17 protein-coding genes are annotated in these 24315 nt (G+C 71.7%); 10 read left to right on the forward strand and 7 right to left on the reverse strand.

Annotation, left to right across the window (positions count from 1 at the left end):
- Nucleotides 1-56: 56 nt before the first annotated feature.
- Together ACIPSJ_RS25235 and ACIPSJ_RS25240 are read left to right on the forward strand one after the other, a co-directional pair.
- A complete protein-coding gene (locus tag ACIPSJ_RS25235) occupies nucleotides 57-398 on the forward strand; it encodes a hypothetical protein (RefSeq protein ID WP_401349103.1) in 342 nt (113 codons plus the stop codon).
- A 305-nt stretch (nucleotides 399-703) separates the two neighbouring features.
- Entirely contained in the window at nucleotides 704-3475 is a 2772-nt protein-coding gene (locus ACIPSJ_RS25240) for an ATP-binding protein (protein ID WP_401349106.1), read from the forward strand.
- Nucleotides 3476-3527: 52 nt separating this feature from the next.
- On the opposite strand, the gene ACIPSJ_RS25245 is transcribed toward ACIPSJ_RS25240, so the two are convergent.
- Both ACIPSJ_RS25245 and ACIPSJ_RS25250 read right to left on the reverse strand, forming a co-directional pair.
- Nucleotides 3528-3935: an OsmC family protein gene (locus ACIPSJ_RS25245; protein ID WP_359221313.1), complete on the reverse strand. Its 408-nt coding sequence runs from the start codon at nucleotides 3933-3935 to the stop codon at nucleotides 3528-3530.
- A 258-nt stretch (nucleotides 3936-4193) separates the two neighbouring features.
- A complete protein-coding gene (locus tag ACIPSJ_RS25250) occupies nucleotides 4194-6935 on the reverse strand; it encodes an AAA family ATPase (RefSeq protein WP_401349110.1) in 2742 nt (913 codons plus the stop codon).
- Nucleotides 6936-7074: 139 nt separating this feature from the next.
- On the opposite strand from ACIPSJ_RS25250, the gene ACIPSJ_RS25255 reads away from it, so the two are divergent.
- The 3 genes from ACIPSJ_RS25255 to ACIPSJ_RS25265 all read left to right on the forward strand — a co-directional run bounded on the left by ACIPSJ_RS25255 (nucleotide 7075) and on the right by ACIPSJ_RS25265 (nucleotide 10622).
- Nucleotides 7075-8541, forward strand: a complete 1467-nt coding sequence (locus ACIPSJ_RS25255) for an aldehyde dehydrogenase family protein (RefSeq protein WP_401349113.1) — start codon at nucleotides 7075-7077, stop codon at nucleotides 8539-8541.
- A 177-nt stretch (nucleotides 8542-8718) separates the two neighbouring features.
- On the forward strand, nucleotides 8719-9549 hold the full coding sequence (locus ACIPSJ_RS25260; RefSeq protein ID WP_401349116.1) for a helix-turn-helix transcriptional regulator: 831 nt from the start codon (nucleotides 8719-8721) through the stop codon (nucleotides 9547-9549).
- A gap of 86 nt (nucleotides 9550-9635) precedes the next feature.
- Nucleotides 9636-10622 carry a tetratricopeptide repeat protein gene (locus ACIPSJ_RS25265; protein ID WP_401349119.1) on the forward strand — a complete coding sequence of 329 codons (987 nt, stop codon included), beginning with the start codon at nucleotides 9636-9638 and terminating at the stop codon, nucleotides 10620-10622.
- On the opposite strand, the gene ACIPSJ_RS25270 is transcribed toward ACIPSJ_RS25265, so the two are convergent.
- Entirely contained in the window at nucleotides 10606-12246 is a 1641-nt protein-coding gene (locus tag ACIPSJ_RS25270; RefSeq protein WP_401349122.1) for an FAD-binding protein, read from the reverse strand. The two genes, ACIPSJ_RS25265 and ACIPSJ_RS25270, sit on opposite strands and share 17 nt — an antisense overlap.
- A gap of 217 nt (nucleotides 12247-12463) precedes the next feature.
- On the opposite strand from ACIPSJ_RS25270, the gene ACIPSJ_RS25275 reads away from it, so the two are divergent.
- Together ACIPSJ_RS25275 and ACIPSJ_RS25280 are read left to right on the forward strand one after the other, a co-directional pair.
- Nucleotides 12464-15277, forward strand: coding sequence for an AAA family ATPase (locus ACIPSJ_RS25275; protein WP_401349125.1), 2814 nt, complete (start codon nucleotides 12464-12466; stop codon nucleotides 15275-15277).
- A gap of 222 nt (nucleotides 15278-15499) precedes the next feature.
- Nucleotides 15500-16231 carry a sigma factor gene (locus ACIPSJ_RS25280; protein ID WP_401349128.1) on the forward strand — a complete coding sequence of 244 codons (732 nt, stop codon included), beginning with the start codon at nucleotides 15500-15502 and terminating at the stop codon, nucleotides 16229-16231.
- A gap of 49 nt (nucleotides 16232-16280) precedes the next feature.
- On the opposite strand, the gene ACIPSJ_RS25285 is transcribed toward ACIPSJ_RS25280, so the two are convergent.
- Together ACIPSJ_RS25285 and ACIPSJ_RS25290 are read right to left on the reverse strand one after the other, a co-directional pair.
- A complete protein-coding gene (locus ACIPSJ_RS25285; RefSeq protein WP_401349130.1) occupies nucleotides 16281-17525 on the reverse strand; it encodes a low temperature requirement protein A in 1245 nt (414 codons plus the stop codon).
- A 182-nt stretch (nucleotides 17526-17707) separates the two neighbouring features.
- Nucleotides 17708-18061: an antibiotic biosynthesis monooxygenase family protein gene (locus ACIPSJ_RS25290; protein WP_359221297.1), complete on the reverse strand. Its 354-nt coding sequence runs from the start codon at nucleotides 18059-18061 to the stop codon at nucleotides 17708-17710.
- A gap of 264 nt (nucleotides 18062-18325) precedes the next feature.
- Between ACIPSJ_RS25290 and ACIPSJ_RS25295 the strand changes: the two genes are divergently transcribed.
- A complete protein-coding gene (locus tag ACIPSJ_RS25295) occupies nucleotides 18326-18742 on the forward strand; it encodes a MarR family winged helix-turn-helix transcriptional regulator (RefSeq protein WP_401349134.1) in 417 nt (138 codons plus the stop codon).
- A 38-nt stretch (nucleotides 18743-18780) separates the two neighbouring features.
- Here ACIPSJ_RS25295 and ACIPSJ_RS25300 read toward each other — a convergent pair whose 3' ends face one another.
- Both ACIPSJ_RS25300 and ilvC read right to left on the reverse strand, forming a co-directional pair.
- On the reverse strand, nucleotides 18781-19632 hold the full coding sequence (locus ACIPSJ_RS25300; protein ID WP_401349137.1) for a GNAT family N-acetyltransferase: 852 nt from the start codon (nucleotides 19630-19632) through the stop codon (nucleotides 18781-18783).
- 112 nt (nucleotides 19633-19744) lie between these two features.
- Nucleotides 19745-20743 (reverse strand): ketol-acid reductoisomerase, encoded by a 999-nt coding sequence (gene ilvC / locus ACIPSJ_RS25305; RefSeq protein WP_401349140.1) that lies wholly within the window; start codon nucleotides 20741-20743, stop codon nucleotides 19745-19747.
- 369 nt (nucleotides 20744-21112) lie between these two features.
- On the opposite strand from ilvC, the gene ACIPSJ_RS25310 reads away from it, so the two are divergent.
- Nucleotides 21113-22180 (forward strand): ferritin-like protein, encoded by a 1068-nt coding sequence (locus ACIPSJ_RS25310; protein ID WP_359227237.1) that lies wholly within the window; start codon nucleotides 21113-21115, stop codon nucleotides 22178-22180.
- Nucleotides 22181-22423: 243 nt separating this feature from the next.
- Complete coding sequence (locus tag ACIPSJ_RS25315; protein ID WP_401349144.1) at nucleotides 22424-23965, forward strand: AMP-binding protein; 1542 nt, start codon at nucleotides 22424-22426, stop codon at nucleotides 23963-23965.
- The last annotated feature ends 350 nt before the right edge of the window (nucleotides 23966-24315 follow it).

Genomic DNA, 24315 nt, shown 5'->3' on the forward strand with positions numbered 1-24315 from the left:
GTCCCGGCCGCCCGGCCCGCCTTCCGAGCGGGGACCATCGACTCTGGGAGCGCATCATGAACATGGCCAAGCAGGCCGCCCGTGGGCTGGTCGAGATAGAGGCCCATCTGTACCGGGAGGCTCATCTGCGTGCCGCTCGCGGACGCGTGGCCGCCTTCGTCGCGAGGACGCACGGGCTGACCCAGGAGCAGCGGAGGGACATCGAGCTGTGGTACCTCGATGAACAGAACTACGTGGCACGCATGGTGACGCAGCACATCGCGGACAGCGTCGGCGCCGCCGAGGCGGCCCACGACATCCGGTTCGGCCGATGGCTACGGGGGACACTGATCGCCATGGCGGTGATCACCGTGGTGATGTTCGTGTGTACGGCGGTCGTCGTGAAGTCGGTCGCCTGACACTCCGCCGCGTCGCCAGGGTTGCCACACGGGTCCGAAGCAGCGGCTTCCGGCCACCCGCGCCCCGGTCGCTGTGCGGGTGCCACACAGCGCCGCCGCCACTCGGCCGGCGCGGACACCGCCTACCCCGCGCGAGCCATGGCCAGCTCAGGAAGGTGCGTGGGACGAGGCGGCGGGCGGGCGGCCGCGACCGACGGCACCGGACGGGCTGTTCCCGGACGACTCGGCGAACGCAGGAGCCGCGACTTTCAGCCAGGGTCGCGGAGATCGTAAGCCGGGGTATCGTGGCGCCGGGGGAGGCTGCCATGGCGAGGGACGGATCACGGACAGGGCTCATCGGGCGGCGGCACGAGTGCCGGGTGCTCGACGACCTCCTCGCCCAGGCCAGGGCAGGGCGCAGCGGTGTCCTCGTGGTGCGCGGCGAGGCGGGCATCGGGAAGACCGAGCTGCTGAACCACCTGCTCGACCGGGCCACCGGATGCCGGGTCGTCAGGGCGGCCGGCGTGCAGTCCGAGATGGAGCTCTCCCACGCCGGGCTGCACCAGCTCTGCGCTCCGCTGCTGTCCCATCTCGACGGTCTCCCCGAGCCGCAACGGAACGCGCTGCGCACGGCGTTCGGGATGCAGTCCGGAGACGCGCCCGACCGGTTCCTGCTCGGTCTGGCCACCTTGAGTCTGCTGGCCGCGGCCGTGGGCGACGAGCCGTTGCTCTGTCTCGTCGACGACGCGCAGTGGCTGGACCGGGTGTCCGCCCAGACCCTGGAGTTCGTCGCTCGCCGGCTGCTCGCCGAATCCGTTCTGCTCGTCCTGGCCGTCCGCGAGTCGGGCTCCCGTGAGATCTTCCCCGACCTGCCGGAACTCGCTGTCCGCGGACTGAACGAGCACGAGTCCCGCAGACTCCTCGACTCGGTCGTGACCGGCTCGCTCGACCAGCGGGTGCGGGACCGCATCGTCGCCGAGACACGCGGCAATCCGCTGGCCCTGCTGGAGCTGCCGCGCGGCCTGACCGCCGTCGACATGGCCGGAGGATTCGGGGGACCCGAGCCCCGGCCGCTGTCCGGCCAGATCGAGGCGGGCTTCCTGCGACGCGTCCGGTCGCTCCCGGCCGAGACGCAGCAACTGCTGCTCATCGCCGCCGTCGAGCCGGTCGGTGACGTGGCCCTGCTGCGGCAGGCCGCCGAACGCCTGGGCATCTCCGTCGACACCGCCGTGACCCACGCCGAGGCGTCCGGCCTGATGACGCTCGGCACCTGGGTGCGCTTCCGCCACCCGCTGGTCCGCTCCGCGGTCCACCGCGCCGTCGGCCCGGAGGAGCAGCGGCGCGTGCACCGGGCTCTGGCCGACTCGATCGACGCCGAGCTGCACCCCGAACGCCGCGTCTGGCACCGGGCGAGCGCGACGGTGGGGCCGGACGAGACCGTCGCCGCCGAACTGGAGGGATCCGCCGGGCGGGCGCAGGCGCGGGGCGGCATCGCGGCGGCAGCGGCCTTCCTGCTGCGAGCCACCGAGCTCACCCCGGATCCCGTACGCCGCGGCGCCAGAGCCCTGGCCGCGGCGCGGGCCAACTACCAGGCGGGCGCCTTCGACGCCGCGCGAGAACTGGTCGACGCGGCGGAACTGAGCCACCACGACGAGGCCGGACCGGGACGGGCGACCCTGCTCCGGGGACAGATCATGTCCGCGACCAAGGGAGCCGGCGCCGGACTGCCGCTGCTGCTCGAAGCGGCCCGGCGACTGCGGCCGTACGACTCCGGACTCGCCGTCCAGACGTACCGGGACGCGATCTACGCGGCCCTGACCGCGGGCCGGCTCGCCACGGGCGGGGTCCGCGACGTCGCGGAGGCGGTGCTGAGCGCGCCGGGCCAGGTGGACACCGGGAGCCGCGAGGGTCTCCTCCTGACCGGTCTCGCCCGGTCGATCACCGAGGACTACGCGGTGGGTGCGCCGATGCTCCTGGAGGCCGTGGCCGCGTTCCGGACGGAAGACCTCTCCCGGGAGGACGGCCTGGGGTGGCTTCCGCTCGCGTGCCGCATGGCCCACAGCACCTGGGACTTCGCCGCCTGGTCCGAACTCTCGGCGCGGCTGGTCGATCTCGCCCGCGGCAACGGAGCCCTCGCCGTGCTGCCCTCCGCCCTCCTGCTGCGTCTGTCGAACCGGGTGTTCGCCGGTGATCTCCGTGGCGCCGCCTCCCTCGCCGTGGAGGCCGACGCGATCGGCGAAGCCACGGGCAGCGGCTTCTTCGCCCACTACGGAGCGCTCGTGGTGGCGCCCTTCAGAGGACAGGAGTCCCTGACCCGGCAAGCGATCGAGACCGTCACGCACGACCGTCTGCTGCAGGCCGAGGGAAAGGTGACCACGGCCACCCAGTGGGCGGCGGCGGTCCTCTGCAACGGCCTCGGCCGCTACGAGGAGGCCTACGCCGCCGCCGAGCGGGGATGCGAGAACCCGCAGGAACTCGGGCTGTCCCTCCAGTCCCGGGTGGAACTCGTCGAAGCGGCCGTGCGACTGGGGCGGTCCGCGCCTGCGGCCGAGGCGGTGCGGACGATCGAGGAGATGGCCCGGGTCAGCGGAACCGCCTGGGCGCTCGGCACCTCCGCCGCCACACGGGCCCTGGTGAGCGAGGGGCGGGCCGCCGACCGCCTGCACCAGGAAGCGATCGAGCGACTCGACGCGGCCGAGGTCCGGATGGACAGCGCCCGGGCACGGCTCCGCTACGGCGAGTGGCTCCGCCTCGAACAGCGCCGGGCAGAAGCCCGTACCCGGCTGGGCGAGGCACACGAGATGCTCGGCGAAGCAGGGGCCGAGGCATTCGCGGAGCGCGCGCGACGGGAGCTGCAGGCCGCGGGGGTGAGGACGCGCAAGCCCGTACCGGAGACGCCGGTGACCCTCACCGCCAAGGAGGCCGAGATCGCGCGACTCGCCCAAGGAGGCTTCACGAACCCGGAGATCGGCGCCCGGCTGTTCCTCAGCCCGCACACCGTCGAATGGCACCTGCGCAAGATCTTCGCGAAGCTGGGCATCTCCTCCCGCAAAGAGATCGGCACGATGCGGCTCGACGGCATGGCGATCACGTCCTGACCCGCCTCCCGCCCCGCCCCGGCCCGGGCGGGCGCGGTCGGCGGGGGAGCGACTAGGCGTGCGCCGCGTCCGGCTCCGCCAGCAGGGCGGGTACGGTGACGATGGTGACCTCCCTGGTCAGCAGCCGGTGAACGGGACAGCGGCCGGCCGCCGCCAGCAACTGCTCCCGTTGGTCCGGCTCCAGATCACCGGTCAGCCCGACGTTCTTGACGATGTTGCCCTGGCTCCCGAACCGCACGGCCACGTCGACACGCTCAAGTGGCCAGCGGTGCCGGTCCGCCAGCGCCCGCACCGCCATGGAGGTGCAGGACCCGAGCGCGGCCAGAAGCAGCTCTCCCGGAGTGGGTCCCGCATCGGCGCCGACGGGCTCGGGTTCGTCCGCCGTCAGTGTGTGCGTGCCGATCGCGACGGAGCGGGTCAGCCGCCTGCCTTCGGCAATGGACACGATGCGCGTGGTCATGGGTCTTCCTCTCGGCCGGGATGCGCGGGCCATGCTGTGGCTCGCACCTCTTCCGGAGAGACCGCGCGGCCTGCGCGGGTGTGACAGACCGGTCCGGAGGGAGCGCGCCGCCGTACGGGCTCCGTGCCCACCCGTGCCTCCCCGCGCGGCCACGGGTCCGCCACGCGGTGCCCGCGCGGGTGGGCCGTGCCGCCGCGCGAGCTCGGTTCCCGCGGCGTTTCGAGGGCGCTGACCCACCCCGGCAGAGGAGCCGACCGCTCACAGCGCCGCGCGCAGGAGCCGCCGGGAGGTGATGCCGAGCTTGGCGTACACCTTGCGCAGGTGCCATTCCACGGTGTGCGGACTGAGGAACAACTGCGCGCCGATCTCGGAGTTGGTGAGCCCGTCCCGGGCCAGACGGGCGATCTGGGTCTCCTGGGCGGTGAGCGTCGCCGCGGCGGTGCCCTCGCGGCGGGCCGCCGTCTCGCCGGTGGCCCGCAACTCGCGGACGGCACGCTCGGCGAACGCCCCCGCGCCGAACCGTGTGAACAGTGCGTGCGCCTCGCGCAACTGCTCCCGGGCGTCGGCGCGACGGCCCTCCCGCCGCAGCCACTCCCCGTACACCAGACGGGCCCGGGCCGACTCCATCGCGACCCGAGTCCGTCCGAGTCGTTCGATCGCCTCCCGGTACCGTTCTTCGGCCGTCTGCCCCTGGCTGAGCAGGGCCCGGGAGCGTGCCTGCACGCCCAGTGCCCAGTCCGTGCCGGCGGCGTCGGTGATGTGGGTCAGTCGTACCAGCGCGGCCTCGGCCGCGTCCGGGCGACCGCTGCGCACGGCGGCCTCCACCAGTTCGACCAGCCCCCAGTTGGCCGCGACCAGGTCCTGCGGGTACGCGCTCGCCTGCCGGGCCGCCTCGAACGCCTCCTCGTAGCGCCCCAGACCGTTGTTCAGCACGGCTTCGGCCCGGCGCGCGACGGCCACGCCGATGCCCTCACCGCGGTTCAGGGCATTCTCCGTACCGGCCTCGATCAGCGGGGTGGCTTCGCCTCCGAGGCCCTGCCAGGCGGCGAGTGTCATCGTGCCGTACGGCGCGAAGCCGCTGTCGACCGCCTCCTGGACCCGGTCGATCTCGGCGACGAGCAGCGCCGCGCTGTCCAGTTCACCGGCACAGGTGTGGACGACCGCCCGCGAGTTGAGCGCGAGCGGCAACTCGGTCAGCGCGCCGACGGCACGGGCGGTCCGCACATGGCGTGTCACCAGTTCCGTCCAGCCCTCGAAGTCCCACACCTCCGCGGCCAGCGCCGAGGCCAGCCATGACCAGCGCAGGACCTCGTCCGGGTCGGTCTCCCGGCGGAACACGCGGACCGCGTCGCGCGAGGCGGCGACCGCCGCGCCGTACCCGCCGGTGAACCGGGTGGCCAAGGCGTCCAGGAGCAGATCGGAATTGCGCGGCGGTCCGGTCGTGGGGGAGGCCGTCTTCTGTGCCGCCTCCGCCACCTCCCGTACGCTCGTACCGGAGGCGAGGCGCCCGGCGAACATGGCGGCCGACAGGGCGTCCAGGAAGGTTTCGCGAGCCAGTCCGGCATCGAGCGGGACCAGGCGCTGCGCGGTGCTCAGCAGCAAGGGAAGCGCCTCGCCGACCCGACTGGAGGCGAGGGCCATCCGGGCCTGGACGAGGTCCGCGCGGGCCTGACCGAGTTCGTCCAGGACTCCGCTCCGGGCCAGGGCCAGCAGATCGCGCGCCGCGGCGGGCGCACCGGCGCGGAGTTTCGCCCCGGCGGCGGCGAGGGCACGCGACGCCTTGCGCCGGGGGTGCGGCGTCAGCACGGCCGCGTGTGCGAGGAACGCGGCCGCCGCGGCGGCGCCTCCGCGCGCCAGCGCCCGCCCGGCCGACGACTCCAGTTCGGCGGCGATCGCCTCGTCCGGCCGTACCGTCGCGCGCGCCAGGTGCCAAGCCCGGCGGTCGGGGTCGAGGACGGGGTCGGTCACCTCCGCCAGGACACGGTGCACCTCCCGCAGCTCCGCGAGCCCGGCCGAGCGGTGGACCGCGGAACGCAGGAGCGGATGCCGGAAACGCACCAGCGCCCCGACATCGAGCAACCCCGCCCGCACCGCGGGCTCTGCCGCGTCCGGGCCGATGTCCAGCCGTGCGGCGGCCTGCCTGAGCAGCGCCACGTCACCGATCGGCTCGGCGGCGGCGATCAGCAGCAGTCGCCGCGTCGCCTCCGGCAGTGAGCGGACCCGCGCGAGGTAGCTGCGCTCGATGCGCCCGGTCACCGGTCCCGGACCGGACCCGTCGTGGCCGCCGGCCGCTTCCGCCTCGACCTGGCCGCGGGGCAGTTCCAACAGGGCGAGGGGGTTGCCGCGTGCTTCGGCGAGGACGCGGTCACGGATCCGCTCGTCCATCGGGCCGTCGGCCGCCGCGTCCAGAAGCGCGCGGGCATCGGTGTCGTCGAGGCCGTCCAGCGTCAGCTCGGGCAGACCGGCCCACTCGTCGCGTCCCCGCTGCTCACGCGAGGCGAAGACCAGGGCGAGAGGCTCGGCGAGCATACGGCGCGCCACGAACGCCAGCGTCTGCGCGGAGACCCGGTCGAGCCACTGCGTGTCGTCCACGAGGCAGAACAGCGGCTGCTCGGCGGCCACGTCGGTGAGCAGCCCGAGCACGGCCAGACCGACCAGGAACCGGTCCGGAGGCGGTCCCGCGCTCACCCCGAACGCCGTCGACAGCGCCTCTCTCTGCGGAGACGGAAGGGAGCCGGCGCGACCGAGGAACGGGGCGCACAACTGATGCAGCCCCGCGAACGGAAGCTCCATCTCCGACTCGGCACCCGCCCCGCGAGCGACGCGGTGCCCGGCGGCGCGTGCCGCCAGGTGGTCCAGCAGGGCGGACTTCCCGATGCCGGCATCACCGCGCAGCACGAGTGCGGCGCTGCGTCCGGCCTCCACCTCCGAGACCAGCCCGTCCAGCGCCGCACGCTCGCGACGCCGGCCACGCAGCCGCTCCGGACCGTTCCCCCTCATGTCGACCCCCGCACGCCGGGAGCATAACAACGTGCGGGCGGCCGAGGTCGTGGCGTCCGTTCCGGTGTTCCCGATCGGCGCGCCGCGATTCCTGGGACATTCCACGAGTGACCTGGATCATGGGCATGGGAGGGCATGGATGCCCCGCGACGAGCGATGTTGTCTGGGTGGCATGAGCGAAAACCCCGAGCTTCCGTTCCCGACCCCGTCCCACTGGATCGGCGGCCGCGCCGTCCGCGGCTCCGGGCCGCTGATCGACGTGGTCAATCCCGCCGACGAATCGGTCCTCGCCACGGTCCGGGAGGGCACCTCCGAAGAAGTGGACCTGGCGGTGGACGCAGCGCTGGCCGCCTTTTCCGGCTGGGCGTCGGCGGCTCCGCAGCACCGCGCGGACGTCATGCGGCGCCTGGCCGAAGGCATGCAGAAGCACAGTGAGGAACTGGCGGAGACCATCACCCTGGAGATGGGCGCCCCGATAGCCTTCTCCCGACAGGCACAGGTGGGGTTTCCCGTCGCGTCGACCCTGGCCGCGATCACGGCGGCGGAGCGGTTCGAGTGGACGGAGGTGGTCGAGAACTCGCTCGTCGTCCGTGAGCCCATCGGCGTGGTGGGGGCCATCACCCCGTGGAACTTCCCGCTCCAGCAACTGGTGACCAAGGTCGTCCCCGCGATGCTGGCGGGCAACACCGTCGTCCTCAAACCCTCGGAGCTCTCCCCCCTCAGCGCCCGGATGTTCGCGGAGATCGCCACCGAAGCAGGCCTGCCGAACGGTGTCCTCAACGTGGTGCAGGGCACCGGCCCGGTCGTCGGGGAGGCCCTCGCCCGCCACCCGAGGATCGACATGATCTCGTTCACCGGGTCCACCCGCGCCGGCCGGAGCGTCTCCGTCGCCGCCTCCGCCACGGTCAAGCGGGTCGCACTCGAACTGGGCGGCAAGGCGGCCCACATCATCCTTCCCGAGGCCGACCTCGACTCGGCCGTCACCCGCGGACTGGCGTTCGCCTGGGCCAACGGCGGTCAGGCCTGCGGCGCCTATGTGCGCATGCTCGTGCCCGAAAGCCTTCAGGAGACCGTGGTCGACAAGCTCCGGTCGGCTGCCGAGGCGTACGTCGTCGGCGATCCCTCGGACGAGGGCACGCGGATCGGCCCGCTCGCCTCGGAGACCCAGCGCCTGCGCGTCGACGACTACATCCGGCGCGGCATCGCCGACGGCGCCACGCTCGTGGCCGGCGGCCCCGGCCGGCCGGACGGCTGCGAGACCGGCGCCTACGTCCGGCCCACGATCTTCTCCGACGTCGACCCCGCGTCGGTCATCGCCCAGGAGGAGATCTTCGGCCCCGTCCTCGTCGTCATCCCCTACGCCGACGACGACCACGCCGTCGAGATCGCCAACGGCACGATCTACGGACTCAACGGTGCGGTGACCGGTGACGAGGACCACGCCCTGGCGATCGCCCGGCGCCTGCGCGTCGGCCAGGTCGACGTCAATGGCGGACAGCACAACTTCCAGGCCCCGTTCGGCGGGTACAAACAGTCCGGCAACGGCCGGGAGATGGGTCGTGCCGGTCTTGAGGAGTTCCTGGAGACCAAAGCGATCACCCGCTGACACCGTCGGCCCCGCCGTATGACAACACTGTCAGCGACCGCGCTCCTCGATCCTGGACAACCGAAGCAGCACACTGTTTCCCGGGAATGGGAGACCCTGGCCGCATGGTTGACACTGTCGACGCACTGAGCGACGGCGGCGGCCGACGCGGCGCTCCTCCCCGGAGAAAGGACGACCATGGCGGATCGGGCAGCACTGGCGGCCTTTCTCCGGGCACGCCGCGAGGCCCTCCAGCCGGAGGACGTCGGGTTGCCCCGCGGCCGTCGCAGGCGCACCGGAGGGCTGCGCCGCGAGGAGGTCGCGGCACTGTGCGACATGTCGGTGGACTACTACAGCCGACTGGAACAGCCGCGAGGCCCCCGCCCCTCGGAACAGATGCTCGCCGCGATCGCCCGCGGACTGCACCTGTCCCTGGAGGAACGCGACCTCCTCTTCCAACTCGCCGGTCACGCCCTGCCCCAGCGGACGAGACGCGGCGACCACATCAGTCCGGGGATGATGCGCATCCTGGACCGGCTGGAGGACACTCCCGCCCAGGTGATGAACCACCTGGGCGAGACGTTGAAGCAGACGCGCCCGGCGGTGGCGCTGCTGGGTGACCTGACCGACCACAGCGGACTGGCACGCAGCGCCCATTACCGCTGGTTCACCGATCCGGTCTCCCGACTGGTCCACCCCGAGGGCGACCACGCCGAGCAGAGCCGGCTGATGGTGGCGGACCTGCACGGCGCCTACACCCGCGACGGCGGAGACTCCCGTGCCGCCGAGCTCGTGTCCGCGCTGACCAGGGAGAGCCCCGAATTCGCCGGCATCTGGCGCGAGCGGCCCGTGCTGGGGCCGTACTGCGCCTCCAAACGCTTCCGGCACCCGCAGGTCGGGACGCTGGAACTGCACTGCCAGACACTGGTGGACCCCGACCAGTCGCAGCGGCTCGTGGTCTACACCGCGACACCGGGAACCGAGAGCCACACCAGCCTCCGCCTGCTGTCCCTGCTGCCGGTCGCCTAGGCACGGCGCTCGCCCCGCCCCAGGCCGGGAGTACCGCCGTTCAGACCGAAGCGCACTGAACCCTTGGCCACGGTTATCCTCTGGCGATGTCGAATCGGTCGGTGGTGGCGGGAGTCGGTCTCGCCGGTGTGATGGCGCACTGCGGTGGAAACCCGGTAGCCGCCGTGAGGTTTCTGGTGGGGGCCATGGCCTCGGCACCGGCGGCGACGGAGCCCTACGCGGCCCTGGCCGAGTTGTGGCAGAGCCGACGCCCGGAACTGAAGTCGGGCCTCGAACAGGACGGCTCCTTGAGCGCGGTGCCGGCGCAGGCCTACTTCTTCTTCCTCGAAGGGGACATGGACGACGCCGCGATGGCCCTCGGTTCGGTCACGGGCGTCCGGCCCGACGTGGCATGGGGCGCTGCACCCTGGTTCGGCGATGCGCGCTTTCTCGGCGCGGTGAGCGCCGAGGCTCTGGCCGAGGCGTGTCTGCGGACGCTGGACTACGACCACGACCTGAACACCGACGAGATGCGTGAGCGGTTCGCGCCCTGGTTCCACGCCCTCGACGTGGTGTCCGAACGGAGTCCCGTCCCGGAGTCACTGGCCTCGATGGCCCGGCTGCCCCGGCACTGCGGGCGGTACGAGCTGGCCTTCGCGCTGTGCGACCGCGCCGACGCCGTGGCTCAGGTCATGTGGACCGCAGTCGCACGCGCCGGCACCTGGCGCGCGCTGGGCGACCTGGACCAGGCCGCGGCGGCCTTCGAACGCGCCCTGACCCTGGACCCCGCCAACTGGTCCCTGTACCTGGACCTGGCGGACGTGCGTGCCGAGCAGGGCGACTTCGCCGCAGCCGCGCACCTCGTCCAACAGGGCCTGGAACATGCCCCACAGGAAATCTCCCTGCGCGTGGCGGCCGCCGCCTACCGCACGCGCCTTTCCGGCTCGTCCGGCGACCTGAACGCCCTGATCGACCTGGCGCCGGAACTCGGCAGTACCCCCTACCGGAATCTGCTGATCGACTACGCCTGTGCGGGGCCGGACCTGCCTCGGGAACTCGTCGAGAAGGCCCGCCGCATCATTCGAGCGACCTGACGTCGGCCGAGACGTCACGCATCAACTCGGCGATGTCGGCGGGGATGGGCGGCACGGGCTCCCGGCGCACCCCGGTTGCCGGCGACCACACGAGGTTGACCTGCAGATCAGGGTCGGCATCGGGGTAGTCGGACCGGTGGTGCCAGCCCCGTGTCTCCCGCCGCTCCAACGCGCACTCAAGAGTGGCGCGCGCGGCGAGCACGGTGGACCTGAGGTCATAGGCGTACGCGAGGTCCTGGAAGCCGCCGATGTCGATGTGCACGCCCACGTGCCGCATACGGTCCTCGATCTCGTCGAGTCCGTCGAGTCCGGCGGCGAGCCCGGTCTCGTCCCGCACGACACCGGCGCGCTCGGTCATCAGGTGGCGCACCGACCGCAGCAGCGCGCGGACGTTCTGGTCGCCGTCGGCGGCCAGCAGGCGGTCGACGTCCGTCTCCGCGGCGCGAACCACCGCGGGCGACCGATGCTGGGCGGTGAGCCGGGCCGAGTACTCCGCCGCGGCCCGGCCGGCGATCCGGCCGTAGACGAGCAGTTCGATCAGGGAGTTCTCCTCCGACCGGGTCGCGCCGTGCAGACCACTGGCCGCCTGCCCGATCACATAGAGCCCGTTGACATCGGTGCCGTGGTCCTCGGGCCGGACCCGGACACCGCCCAGGGAGTACTGGGCGGTCGGCGCGACCTCGATCGGGTCGTGGGTGATGTCGAGCATCTGCAGGTCCAGCAGGCTCTGGTGCACGTGTGGCAGCCGCGTCAGGATGGTCTCACGCGGCAGATGGGACAGATCGAGCCACACCCCGCCCGCCCGGGTGCCGCGGCCCTCCTTGATCTCCGTGTACGAGGCCAGCGCGACCCCGCGCCGGCTGCCGAGCTCCATCCGGTCGGCGTCGTAGCGCGCCATGAACCGCTCACCGAGGTTGTTGAGCAGGACCCCGCCCTCGCCGCGTGCCGCCTCACTGACGAGCACGCCGGCCACGTTCTCCGGCTCGATGAGTCCGAAGGGGTGGAACTGCACCAGTTCGGGATCCCGCAACCGGGCACCGGCCTCGACCGCGAGGCGGAAGGCGTCGCCGGTGTTCTCATGGCGTCGCGAGGACGTCCGCCGCCAGATGCGCGTGTGCCCTCCGGTCGCGAGGACCACGGCGTCGGCGTGCACCAGGTAGCGGGAGCCGTCGACGAGATCGAACCCGTACGCACCGAACACCGTCCCGTCCTCGACCAGCAGCCGGGTGACGTACACGCTCGGCAGGACGGGAACGCCGAGCTGCCTCGCGCGTTCACGGAGCGCTCGCCGTACCTCCGGGCCGGCGAACTCACCGGCGAACGCGGCGCGTTGATACGTGAGATCGCCGAACGGGCGCCCGGCGGCCCGGCCGGGACCCTGTCGGCCGAGACACGTGCCGTAACGCCCCACATCGTGGAACTCGCGCCCCGCCTCGTGGGCCACCACCTGCGCGGTGCGTGGGTCGGCCGGCGTCCGGCCCGCGCGGGCGTCGTCTGCCGTGCGCCTGACCATCGCGAGGACCGCGACACCGGCCTCGGCGACTTCGACGGCCGCTCGAAGGCCCTCCCCACCGGCCCCGACCACGAGGACGGACGTGGCGAGCTGGTGTCCGAGCGAAGACATGGGACCTCCTGTGACGGCGGACGGGCAAGGGCATGGGCAGTGGTCGACCGAGCAGCAGGCCCAGATGTGACAGCCTCGGAGCATTTTCTGACGTGGAGTCCGTCACAACGTTCCGACACAACGTGTGGGCACTGCCGCGGGTATCGTGGCAAGGATCGTTGCGTCAACCGTTGTGGAAGCTTCCCGTCCGCCGGATTCCCCGAAGGAGCCACTTCCCATGATCGCCAGCCCGCTTCCGGACCTGGTCGGCCGACACCGCGAGTGCGCGGCGCTCGACGACCTGCTGGTCGGCCTGCGCGAAGGCGGGTCCCGAGTCCTGGTGCTCCGCGGGGAGGCAGGCATCGGGAAGTCGGTGCTGCTGGAGTACGTGGCCGCGCGGGCGTCGGGGGTGAAGGTGACGTGGGCACACGGCATCGAGGCCGACATGGAACTGCCCTACGCGAGCCTGCACCAACTGTGTGCGCCGTTCCTGGACGAACTCGGCGAACTGCCGGAACCCCAGCGCGATGCCCTCCGCGTGGCGTTCGGGATGGCGGCCGGAGACCCGCCCGACCGCTTCCTGGTCGGCCTCGCCGTGCTCACTCTGCTCACCCGGGCCTCGGAGACCCGGCCGGTGCTCGTTCTGGTCGACGACGCCCAGTGGCTGGACCAGGTGTCCTTGCAGACCTTGGAGTTCGTGGCCCGGCGACTGCTCGCCGAAGCGGTCGCCATGACGTTCGCGGTGCGCGACCCCGAGGGGCAGGCCGCACTCACGGGTCTTCCCGCGCTGACGATCGGCGGTCTCGACACGGCCGCGGCAGGAGAACTCCTCGAGGGCGCCGTCGGCGGGAAGCTGGAGAAGCGGGTCCGTGACCGGTTCGTGGCCGAGATGCACGGCAACCCCCTCGCACTGCTCGAGTTCTCCCGCGGTCGCAGCGCGGCCGAACTCGCCTACGGCCTGGACTCGTCGAGTCACCCGGGCATCCAGGGGCCGGTCGCCCGCCGGGTCGAACGGGACTTCGCCAACCGGCTCGGGTCGCTGCCGGCGGCCACCCGCACCCTGCTGCTGATCGCCGCTGCGGAACCCGTCGGTGACGCGCGCCTGCTGGTCCGCGCGGCCGCCGCGCTCAAGATCACTCCCTATGCCGCACCGGCCAAGGCGGCCGGCCTCATCGAGTTCGGCGAGTCCGTTCGGTTTCGGCATCCGCTGGTCCGTTCGGCGGTGTACCACCGGGCCGAGCCCGAGGAGCGCCGAGCGGTACACCGGGCGCTGGCCGAGGCCACGGACCCGGTGCTGGACCCCGACCGGCGTGCCTGGCACGCCGCCCAGGCCGCCGAAGGGCCGGACGAGGAGGTCGCCGCAGGACTGGAGCGGGCCGCCGACCGTGCGCGGCAGCGCGGCGGCATCGCGGCCGAAGCGGTCCTGCTCGAACGCGCGGTCGAGGCGACGCCGGACCGGTGGCCGCGCGGGCGCCGGGCCCTCGCCGCCGCCGAGGCACACTTCTCGGCTGCCGCACCCGACCGGGCCACCGAGCTGGCGACGGTGGCCGAACTCTGTCCCCTGAGCGACCTGGACCGCGCCCGGCTGGCGCGGCTGCGGGCCAGGATCCTCTTCGCCCGCAGCCGCAGTGACGAGGCGGCACCTCTCTTCCTCGACGCCGCCGCGCAGTTCGCCGCCGCCGGGTCGCCACTGGCGCGGGAGACGTACCTGGAGGCGATCGGCGCGACCGTCTTCGCGGGCCGGGTGCACGGTCCGACAGGTGCCCGGGCCGCCGCGATCGCGGCCCGCGGCTCCGGCGCACCCCCCTCCTGCTCCCAGGCCGCCGACCTGCTCCTGGACGGTGTGGCCGCGCTCCTCGCGGACGGCTACGAGACCGGCGTCCCGGCCCTGCGTGGTGCGCTGGAACCCCTCGCACACGAGGAACTCGGCACCCGTGAGGCGACCATGCGCTGGCTTCTGCTGGTCCCGGTCGCGCTGGAGGCGTTCATCCACTACGGCTGGGACCTGCACGCGTGGGACACGCTGTCGAGTCGCGCGGTGCGCCTGGCCCGTGACATCGGGGCGCTGGGCGCGCTGCCACCTGCCCTCATCTACGCCGGCGGGGTGCACATCCACCGCGGTGACTTCGCCGAGGCGGCCCGGATGATCGACGAGGCCGACGCGCTCGCGGCCGCGACCGGCCACGCCCCGCACAAGTACGCGACGCTCGTCCTGGCCGCGTGGCGGGGCGAGGCGGACGTCGCCTCCGGAATCATCGAGGAGGCCAGGCAACAGGCCGACGAACGGGGCGAGGTGTCCCTGCTGGGCGCCATGGGCTACATCCAAGGGGTGCTGTTCAACGGCCTGGCACGTTACGAGGATGCCCTGGCGGCCGCCCGCACCGGCATCGAGCACGACGGGTTCAACTTCACCGGCCTGTCGCTGGTCGAACACGTCGAGGCCGCCACCCGGTGCGGTGAACTCGCCGAGGCCCGGGCGTCGCTGGCCCGGCTGGTCGAACTCACCCGGGCCGCCGATTCCGGCTGGGCCCGTGGCGCCGGCGCCCGCAGCCGGGCCCTCCTCGCCGACGGCGACGAGGCCGATCGTCTCTACCGGACGGCGATCCAGGAGTTCGGCCGCGGCACCGTGACCGTGGAGGTGGCACGCACCCACCTGCTGTACGGCGAGTGGCTGCGCCGCGGCAACCGCCGATCCCTGGCCCGGGATCACCTTCGTACGGCTCACGAGATGTTCGACGGAATGCGGGCGCACGCGTTCGCCGAACGGGCCCGCCGCGAACTGCTCGCCACCGGAGAGCACGTCAGGGCACGGGAGGACCAGCCGACGAGCGCCCTCACCCCTCAGGAGTCGCAGGTCGCGACGCTCGCCGCCGACGGCATGACGAACGCGAGGATCGGCGCGGAGCTGTTCATCAGCCCGCACACCGTGGAGTGGCACCTGCGGAAGGTGTACACCAAGCTCGGCATCAACTCCCGTCGCGCGCTGCCGGGTGCCCTCGCGAGCACCCCGGCCACGCACACCAGGGACGAGCCCACGGCACGAGCCGGCTGAGGACCGACGCGGGACCACGGCCTCCCCGGGGTCCCCACGGCCCCCCCCGGGATCCCCACGGCCCCCCCGGGGTCCCCACGGCCCCCCCGGGGGGGCCACGGACTCGACCACGGGGGGCCTACGGACTCGACCACGGGGATCAAGGGCGCGGTGGGCGGTGACTCGGACGGAGGGTGGAACCAACGCCCTTGAGGGGTGCCCGTCCACGAAGAGGAGTCCCCGATGTCCGCCCCCAGTCCGGAGACCACGACACCGGCCGAGCCCTCGACCGCCCGGCCGGACGAGGACGACCTGGACCTCGCCCTCGACGTCTTCCTGGCCCAGCGGACACGACTGTTCCGCATCGCCTACCGCATTCTCGGCGACGCCTCCGGAGCCGAGGACGTGGTTCAGGAGGTGTGGCTGCGCTGGCAGCTCACCCACCGCGCGTCGATCGAGAATCCGGCCGCGTTCCTCACCACCGCCACCACCCGCCTGGCGATCAACGTCATCCAGTCGGGACGGCACCGCCACGAGACCCCCGCCGACCCGCAGGCGGCCGACCTCGGCGACCGGTCCACCCAGGATCCGTTGCTGAACGCCGAGCAGACGGCGGCGGTCGAGGCGGCCCTGGCCCTGCTCATGGCGAGGCTGACACCGGATCGACTGGCCGCCTACGTGCTCCGGAAGGGTTTCGACTTCACCTATGCCGATCTCGCGGAGCTGCTGCGGATCAACGCCCCGCACGCACGGGTGGTGGTCCACCGCGCGCAGGCACGCCTCGATTGCGACCGTGAGCGGCCGGTTCCCGCCGCGTCGCACCGGCGCCTCGTCACCGCGTTCCGGACCGCCGCCAGCACCGGAGACCTGGAAGGCCTCGTGCGGCTCCTCGTCCCCGAAGGGGGAGTCCACCGCCTGCCACCGCCGTCCCGTCGAGCGCCTCTCGGGCCGGCGGCCGTGCGGGTCCCGGCATGACGCTGCCCGTCCGGACAGAAGCCGGCTGGAGCGCCGGCCCTCGTCTCCCTCAACGCCCCGGCGGGGTCTCAGGGCGCCGGGGAACTTCCTGGTCCGTGCGAGGAGGTTCGTGGGTGGCCGGGCTCGTCGGGACCGGCCGCACCTGGTCCTCCGCCGTGCCCGACACGGACGTGTGGTGACGTATGGCCAAGGACACCGCCACGCTCGCCGCCGCCACTCCGCCGGCACACAGCACCGCCCAGGTGCCCGCGAACGTGCAGGCCAGGATCGCGGCGGCGGTCAGTGGGAGGACGACCTGCTGCCGTAGCGACGGCTTGTAATGGCGTGCGTGCAGGAGCCAGGTGAAGAAGACGAATCCGGCCGTGGGAAGGGTGACCGCGGCGGCGCCGGTCAGGGCGCCGATGGGTGCCTCGCCGGTGACCTGCTCGACCGCCGCGTGGAGGCCGGCGCCGATCGCCGCCGCGCTGCAGAACACGAGGTAGTGGCCGTATCCCCACAGGAACGCGCTGTTCCCGCCCCGCAGATGTTCGTGGATGGGCACGATGAAGTAGGTCCAGTAGGCGGCGAAGACGATCAGCAGGCCACCGGCCGCGATCGGCAGCAGGTCCGTGGAACTCCCCCTGTCCACCGCTCGCTGCACGGCCAGGGTCGCCGCGACGACCGTCTCGCCCAGGACGATCAGGGTGAACAGCCCGTAGCGTTCGGCGATGTGCCCCGGATGCCAGGGGGTGGGACCACTGCGCTCGGCAACCACGGGTACGGCCAGTTCGGCGGCCGCGAGCAGCACGAACACCCACGTCTGGACGCCGCCGCGGGGCAGGAACCCGAAGGCCGTCCAGCCGACCGGCAGGAGGACGACGCCGGCCGCGTACCGCAGGGCCGTGGTGCGGGGGCCGCCCCGCTCACCGCGTGCCGCCCTGAGCCACTGGGTGGTCAGGGCCAGCCGCATCACCACGTAGCCGGCCACCACGACCGTGTAGTCCGCCTGGTCGAAGGCCCGCGGCACGCCGGCCGCCAGGATGAGCACGCCCGCGATCTGCACCAGTGTGGCGATCCGATAGGGCACGTCGTCCGTGTCGTACGCGGTGGCGAACCAGGTGAAGTTCATCCAGGCCCACCAGATCGCGAAGAAGATCATGGCGTACCCCGCGACCCCGTGACCGGTGTGACCGTGCACCACGGCGTGGACCAGCCTGTCGCCCGCCTGGGCGACGGCGACCACGAAGCACAGATCGAACAGGAGCTCCAGGGGTGTCGCGGCGCGGTGCGCCTCCCCGGGGTCACGCCTGACCATGACCCGAAAGAACGGCCTCGGCACCGCCCCGCCGTCCGTCCGACCGCCGACCCGATTGCTCACAGTCCCCGCTTCCTTCCTTTTCCGATGGCCCGCGGCGACCGCAAGACCGTGGTTTTCCCATGTCCTTGTGAGCAGGGCGGGGCGTGGCCGGCCCGTGCCGCGGGCGGTCGTCGCTGCTGTCAGGAGGGGTGGAGTTCGACCACGACGCGATAGCCGGCGGGTTCCGAGGTGATGTGAAGGCCCGGGTCGTCGAACATGCGCTGCAACGAGGCGTGCCACTCGGGGTTCCCGGTGGCTTCGTCGAGCGCGGTGCCCGAGGTCCACTCGGCGACGTGGACGAACCGCGTCTCGGGGGCGTCGGCCAGGGGACGGTGCAGGCGAGAGCGGAGGAAGCCGGGCTGCGCCGCCATGATCCGGGCGTTCTCCTGGTACACCTCGGTGAAGTAGTCGGCCTCGTCCGCCGGCACGGTGTAGCTCTTGATCACGGTGACCGGCTCATCGGTGCCGGTCCCGGACTCCAGGGATTGACTCATACCGTGATGACCGACCACGCCAAGATGTTGTGACACTCACTTGGCCGTCACAACGGGGGCCCCACTCTTGTCCACATGATGCAGAGGAGCGGCGGCGGCTCACCGGCCGGATGGCCGTCCGTTCCTGCCGGGATGCCGCAACGGCAGCACGTATTCGGACGCCGCGGACACTCACCAGGGAGACCATCGGTCATGAGTGACGATGCCACGTTGATCACACAGTGGAACCGGTTGACCCGTGTCCATCGTCGGATCGAGAGCCGGATGGAGCGACACCTTCACCGGCATCTGGGCCTGGGAGTGAGCGAGTTCTACGCCCTTCGGACCTTGCGGGAGAGCGCGCGGGCCGGAACGGGGCTGCTCTACCTCAACGACCTGGCCAACGGGATAGGCCTCAGCCAGTCCGCCACCAGCCGCCTTGTGACCCGTCTGCAGGACCGGGGTCTGATCACCACGCACACCTCGCCGCGTGACCGTCGGAGCGTCGAGATCGAACTCACCGCCGTCGCCCACGACGTGCTGCGGCTGGGCACGCCGCTTCTCCACCAGGCGGTCGAGGAGGCCGTGCGGCAGCTCGGCGCCGAGGACGCCGACGAATTCCTGCTCCGCTATCTCAAGGGGAGCACGGACGACACCGTGACCTCTCCACCGGCCGACGGACAAGCCCCCACCCACGGATGAGCAACAGCCCGGTACCACGCGGGGTGACGGATCGCCTGTCAGGCTGGGAAGGCGAACAACCGGTACTCGGCCCTCGTCGTGAAGCCGAAGCGCCGGTAGAGGGGCTCACCCGCGGGGCTGGCGACGAGCGCGGCGGAGCGCATGCCCCTCTCCCGGCCCACCCGGAGCGCGGCGACCGTCATGGCCGCACCGATACCGCGCCGGCGATGTGCTTCGGCCACGTGCACCAGAAAGATCCCGGCCACCCCATGGGCAGTGATCACCACTGTCGACCCGACCACCCGGCCGTCCAGCACCGCGGCGAGCCGGACGATGTCCGCGTTGTCCTCGCGCCGCGACTCGATGCGCACCATCTCGGGCTCCAGGCCGGCCGCGATACCCATGGACGTCCGGTACGTCCGGACCAGCTCCGCCAGCCGTTCCCCGTCCCCGACCGTCTCCACAGTGAGTCCGACCGGGGCATCGTCCGAACCAGCCGTATCGAGCCTGTCGTCCGGTCCGGCCGAGTGGCCGAGTGAACGCACCATCACCGGGAGGACGGCGAACTCGCGCGCTCCGTGGCGCTGCAGGGCGTCGGCGGTGCCTTCGGGGCTGTCCGGTCCGACCCACCACCACCAGGGAAGACCGGCCAGTTCCGTGCGGGCGGCAGCCACGGCCTGCCCGACGGCAGCGGCGGACCGCACTCGTACCACGCCGTTGAACTGCGGGGCGGCGAGTCCGCTGCGGAACTGATCGGCCACGGACCCCGGGCGGCTCCGCGCATCCCATCCCATGAGGTACTGACGGAAATTGGCGAACACCGACGCCAACCCGTCGATGTCCCGCTCCGCCCGCCGCCCTTGTGCGCGGTCCTCGTGCGGCGTGCCGGCCGCCCCCGTCGCATTCACCATGAACACGGCCTTCTTCATCGAGCTGGTCTGTCATCGGACGGGGGCCTCAGCGTGCCCGGAGCCGGCGGCACTGGGGGCGGAAAACCGCCCCGAACCGTCGGCCGAGCGAGGGCTACGCCTCTTCGTCGACCCAGCTCATCAGCTTGCGCAGCTGCTTGCCGGTGGTCTCCAGCAGGTGCTCGGAGTACGCGGTCTTGTACTCGTTGTACTTCTTCAGACCGCCGTGGTACTCGGCCATCCAGTTGTTGGCGAAGGTGCCGTCCTGGATCTCCGCGAGGATCTGCTTCATCTCGGCCTTGGTGGCGTCGGTGATGATCCGCGGGCCGGTGACGTAGTCGCCCCACTCGGCGGTCTCGGAGACCGACCAGCGCATCTTCTCCAGGCCGCCCTCGTACATGAGGTCCACGATCAGCTTCAGCTCGTGCAGGCACTCGAAGTAGGCGATCTCCGGCTGGTAGCCGGCCTCCACCAGGGTCTCGAAACCGGCCTTCACGAGGGCGGTGATACCTCCGGCGAGGACGGCCTGCTCGCCGAACAGATCGGTCTCGGTCTCCTCGGTGAAGGTCGTCCTGATGACGCCGGCACGGGTACCGCCGATCCCCTTCGCGTACGACAGCGCTAGCTGAAGTGCCCCACCCGTCGCGTCCTGCTCCACCGCCACCAGACACGGGACGCCGCGGCCCTCCTCGTACTGGCGGCGCACCAGGTGGCCCGGGCCCTTGGGGGCGACCATGCAGACGTCGACGCCGGCCGGGGGCTTGATGAAGCCGAAGCGGATGTTCAGGCCGTGGCCGAAGAACAGCGCGTCGCCGTCGTTCAGGTTCGGGGCGATGGACTCCTCGTAGACCTGGGCCTGGATCGGGTCCGGGACGAGGATCATGATGACGTCGGCCTCGGCGGCGGCCTCCGCCGGGGTGACCACGCGCAGGCCCTGCTCCTCGGCCTTCGCCTTGGACTTGGAGCCCTCGTGCAGACCGACGCGGACGTCGACACCGGAGTCGCGCAGCGACAGCGCGTGGGCGTGGCCCTGGCTGCCGTAGCCGATGACCGCGACCTTGCGGCCCTGGATGACGGACAGGTCGGCGTCGGCGTCGTAGAACAGCTCGGCCATGGGACACACCTTTCATGGATGACTCCCCGGCAACGTGAGCACCAGGAGGGGCGGCGGGTCGGCAAGTTGTCCCGCCGGGGCCGTATCTCGGAAAGCGTGGCACTGCCCCCGCCGGCCGAAGGTCGAAACACTATCTCACATCTGAAATGCATCGACCCGTGCGTGTGAGGCACGGCCCCACGGTGATTCCCGGCCTGGTGTCACAGATGTTTTGTCTTCCCTGTCAGTGAGGAGAGTCCAGGCGCGTGCCTGCCGTTTCGGTGGCGGGCGAACAGCTTCGGCATCCATGTGACGACGTCAGTGTGCCGTTGTCACCCGCCGCAGGTGCGCAGCCTTTGCGGCAACGACACGGAAAGCGAGACCCCCTCCATGCTTCAGGACCAGTCCGACACGTTCGACACCGCCTCGGCGACCGGCATCGCGACGCTGGAAGACCTGCGCAGGCACCTGCAGTGGGCCATCGAAGTCGAACACGCCACGCTGCCGCCGTATCTGACGGCCCTGTACTCCCTCGATCCCGAGCGGAACGCGGACGCCGCACAGCTCCTCAGCGGTGTCTTCGTCGAGGAGATGATCCACCTCGCCCTGGCCGCGAACCTGCTGAACGCGGTCGGCGGACAGCCCCGCCTGGACGCGCCGCACCTGCTGCCTCCCCACCCGCGGACCATGCCGCACGCCGACCCGTCCATCGAGTTGGCCCTTCTGCCGTTCGGGCAGGACGCCCTCGGGATGTTCCTCCGTCTCGAACAGCCGGCACACCCGGGAGACCCGGCCGAGGACGACGACTACGAGACCATCGGGCAGTTCTACGACGCGATCGAGAAGGGGCTGCGGCGTCTGTGTGCCGAACTGGGCGAGGACCAGGTCTTCTGCGGGGACCCCGCCCGGCAGGTGGCCGGCGGCCCGTTCGCCCACACGGCGGGGCACCTCGGCCCGGTCACCGATCTGAGTTCGGCGCTTGCGGCGCTGGACGAGATCGTCGAGCAGGGTGAGGGCGCCGCCCGCGCCGACGTCTGGGACGGTGACACCGACCTGTTCCACCCCAGGACCAAGGCGGTCTCGCACTACTACCGTTTCCAGGAACTCGCGCTGGGCCGGCGCTACCAGCCCGGTGACACGCCTCAGTCCGGCCCCACCGGGGAGGCGGTGACCGTGGACCCCGCCGGGGTCCGCCCCCTGCGTCCCAACCCTAGGCTGGAGGACCACCCCGAGGGCAGCCCGGTCCGCACCGCACAGGAAGCGTTCAACCAGACGTACTGCAAGATGCTGCACCAGCTGGAGCAGGCCTTCAACGGCAACCCGGCGATGCTGGGTATGTCGGTGGGCACGATGTACGCGATCAAGGGACAGGCCCAGAGCCTCATGGCCCTCCAGGACGACGACGGTCTCGCCGTAGGCCCGACCTTCGACTACGTCGCACCCGAGGACCGCGCCTGAATCACCTCCACTCGTGCGGTCGGCGCCGGTACGGGACCGGGCCTCGGCTCGGTGCGCGCCGGTATCGGACCACCGGGACGCACGGGCGGGCCGAGACCGCCCTCCTGCGTGAGCCGCCGCCCCGACGCGGCTCCGGCGCGGGTACGGTGCGGCTCGGACACCAGACGCACGAGCCAGGTCCCCTGGCCGGAGCCGGAGGTGCTCCGGGCAGGGTCGGCCCCTATCTGCGAAGAGGCGGTACTGATGCGTGTACCCATGACGATCACGGACTTCCTGGAGCGTGCGGAACTCGGATTCCGCGACAGCGTGGGCGTGGTGGACGAGCCGAGCCAGCCCGCGTCGGCCGTGCCGACGGGCACGTACGGGACCTTCGCCGAGCGTGTACGCGCCTGGCAGGCCGGTCTCGACGCGCTGGGCGTACGGGAGGGCGAGCGGGTGGCGGTGGCGAGCCACAACTCCGCCCGTCTACTTGAACTGTTGTTCGCGCTTCCCATGAGCGGGCGGATCTGTGTTCCGGTCAACTTCCGTCTGAAGCCGGACGAGGTCGACTACATCGTGCAGCAGAGCGGGGCGTCGGTCCTGCTGACCGATCCGGAACTGGACGGTGCGCTGTCGGGGATCAAGGTGCGGCACCGCTATGTCCTCGGGGAGCAGACGGACTCGGACGTGATGCGGTTCGGCGTCGAGCCGCGTCCCTGGTCCGCGCCGGACGAGGACGCGACGGCGACGATCAACTACACGTCCGGTACCACGGCCCGCCCGAAGGGCGTGCAGCTGACCCACCGCAACATCTGGGTCAACGGCCTGACCTTCGGCCTGCACACGCGGGTGTGGGAGCAGGACGTCTACCTCCACACACTGCCGATGTTCCACTGCAACGGCTGGGGCATGCCGTACGTGATGGCAGGTCTCGGCGTGAAGCAGGTGGTGCTGCGCAAGGTGGACGGCGCCGAGATCCTGCGGCGGGTCGACGAGCACGGGGTCTCCCTGATGTGCGGGGCGCCTGCGGTGTGGCAGGCGGTCCTGGACGCGGCAGCGGACTGGCAGGGGCCGGTTCCGGGCCGGCAGCGCGTGCGGATCGTGTGCGCGGGAGCGCCGCCTCCGAGCAGGCTGATCCAGCGGGTGGAAGAGGAGTTGGGCTGGGAGTTCACCCAGATCTACGGCCTCACGGAGACGTCTCCGCTGCTGACGTTCAACCGCACGCGTCCCGCCGATGAACACCTCTCCGCGCAGGAACGGGCCCGGAAGCTGTCACGTGCGGGACTGCCGGCGCTCGGGGTGAAACTGCGGGTCTCCGATACGGGCGAGGTGCTGGCCCGCTCGAACACGGTCATGGACGGCTACTGGGGCAAGCCCGAGGAAAGCGAAGTCGCCCTGGAGGAAGGCTGGTTCCACACCGGCGACGGCGGCACGATCGACGCACAGGACGGTCACCTGACGATCTCGGACCGGAAGAAGGACGTGATCATCACCGGTGGCGAGAACGTGTCGTCGATCGAGGTGGAGGACGTGATCTTCCGCCACCCGGCCGTGACCGAAGTGGCCGTGATCAGCGTGCCCGACGAGAAGTGGGGCGAGACGATCAAGGCATTGGTGGTCCTCGCGGAGGGAGAGTCGGTCTCGGAGGCCGAAATCATCGCGCACTGCAAGGAGCGCATGGCGGGGTACAAGGCGCCGACAAGCGTGGAGTTCAGGGATTCGATCCCACGGACGGCCACCGGCAAGATCCAGAAGTTCAAACTGCGCGAGCCGTACTGGGCGGGAAAGGAGCGAGGCATCAACTGACTCCCCCTTGCCCGCGGGGATACCGAACCCTGCCGGACGGCGGGGCACACATGAGCATGGCGTTGCCGGAGTCCATCGGCCACACCGTTCACCGACGTCGTTCTCCCGCGCGAGTCGCTGGGGCTGACCACCTAGGGGCTCGCGATCCGGGGCGCGAATGTCGGCGTACGGTCGCGCACCGACAGCGGAACACGCGCCCCGAAGGCCAGGTTCAGCCGCAGCATCCTCGACGCGACGATCTCGATTGCTGCCCTGGCCGAATGGACTTGGTCTGGTCGGTGAACGAAGGCAGGCCCACGGGCCGGTAATCTCTGCGCTCGGCCGGATATTGCGCCGGGCGGTCGAGGGGT

The organism is Streptomyces sp. NPDC090088, from assembly GCF_044747345.1.
Taxonomy (GTDB): Bacteria; Actinomycetota; Actinomycetes; order Streptomycetales; family Streptomycetaceae; genus Streptomyces.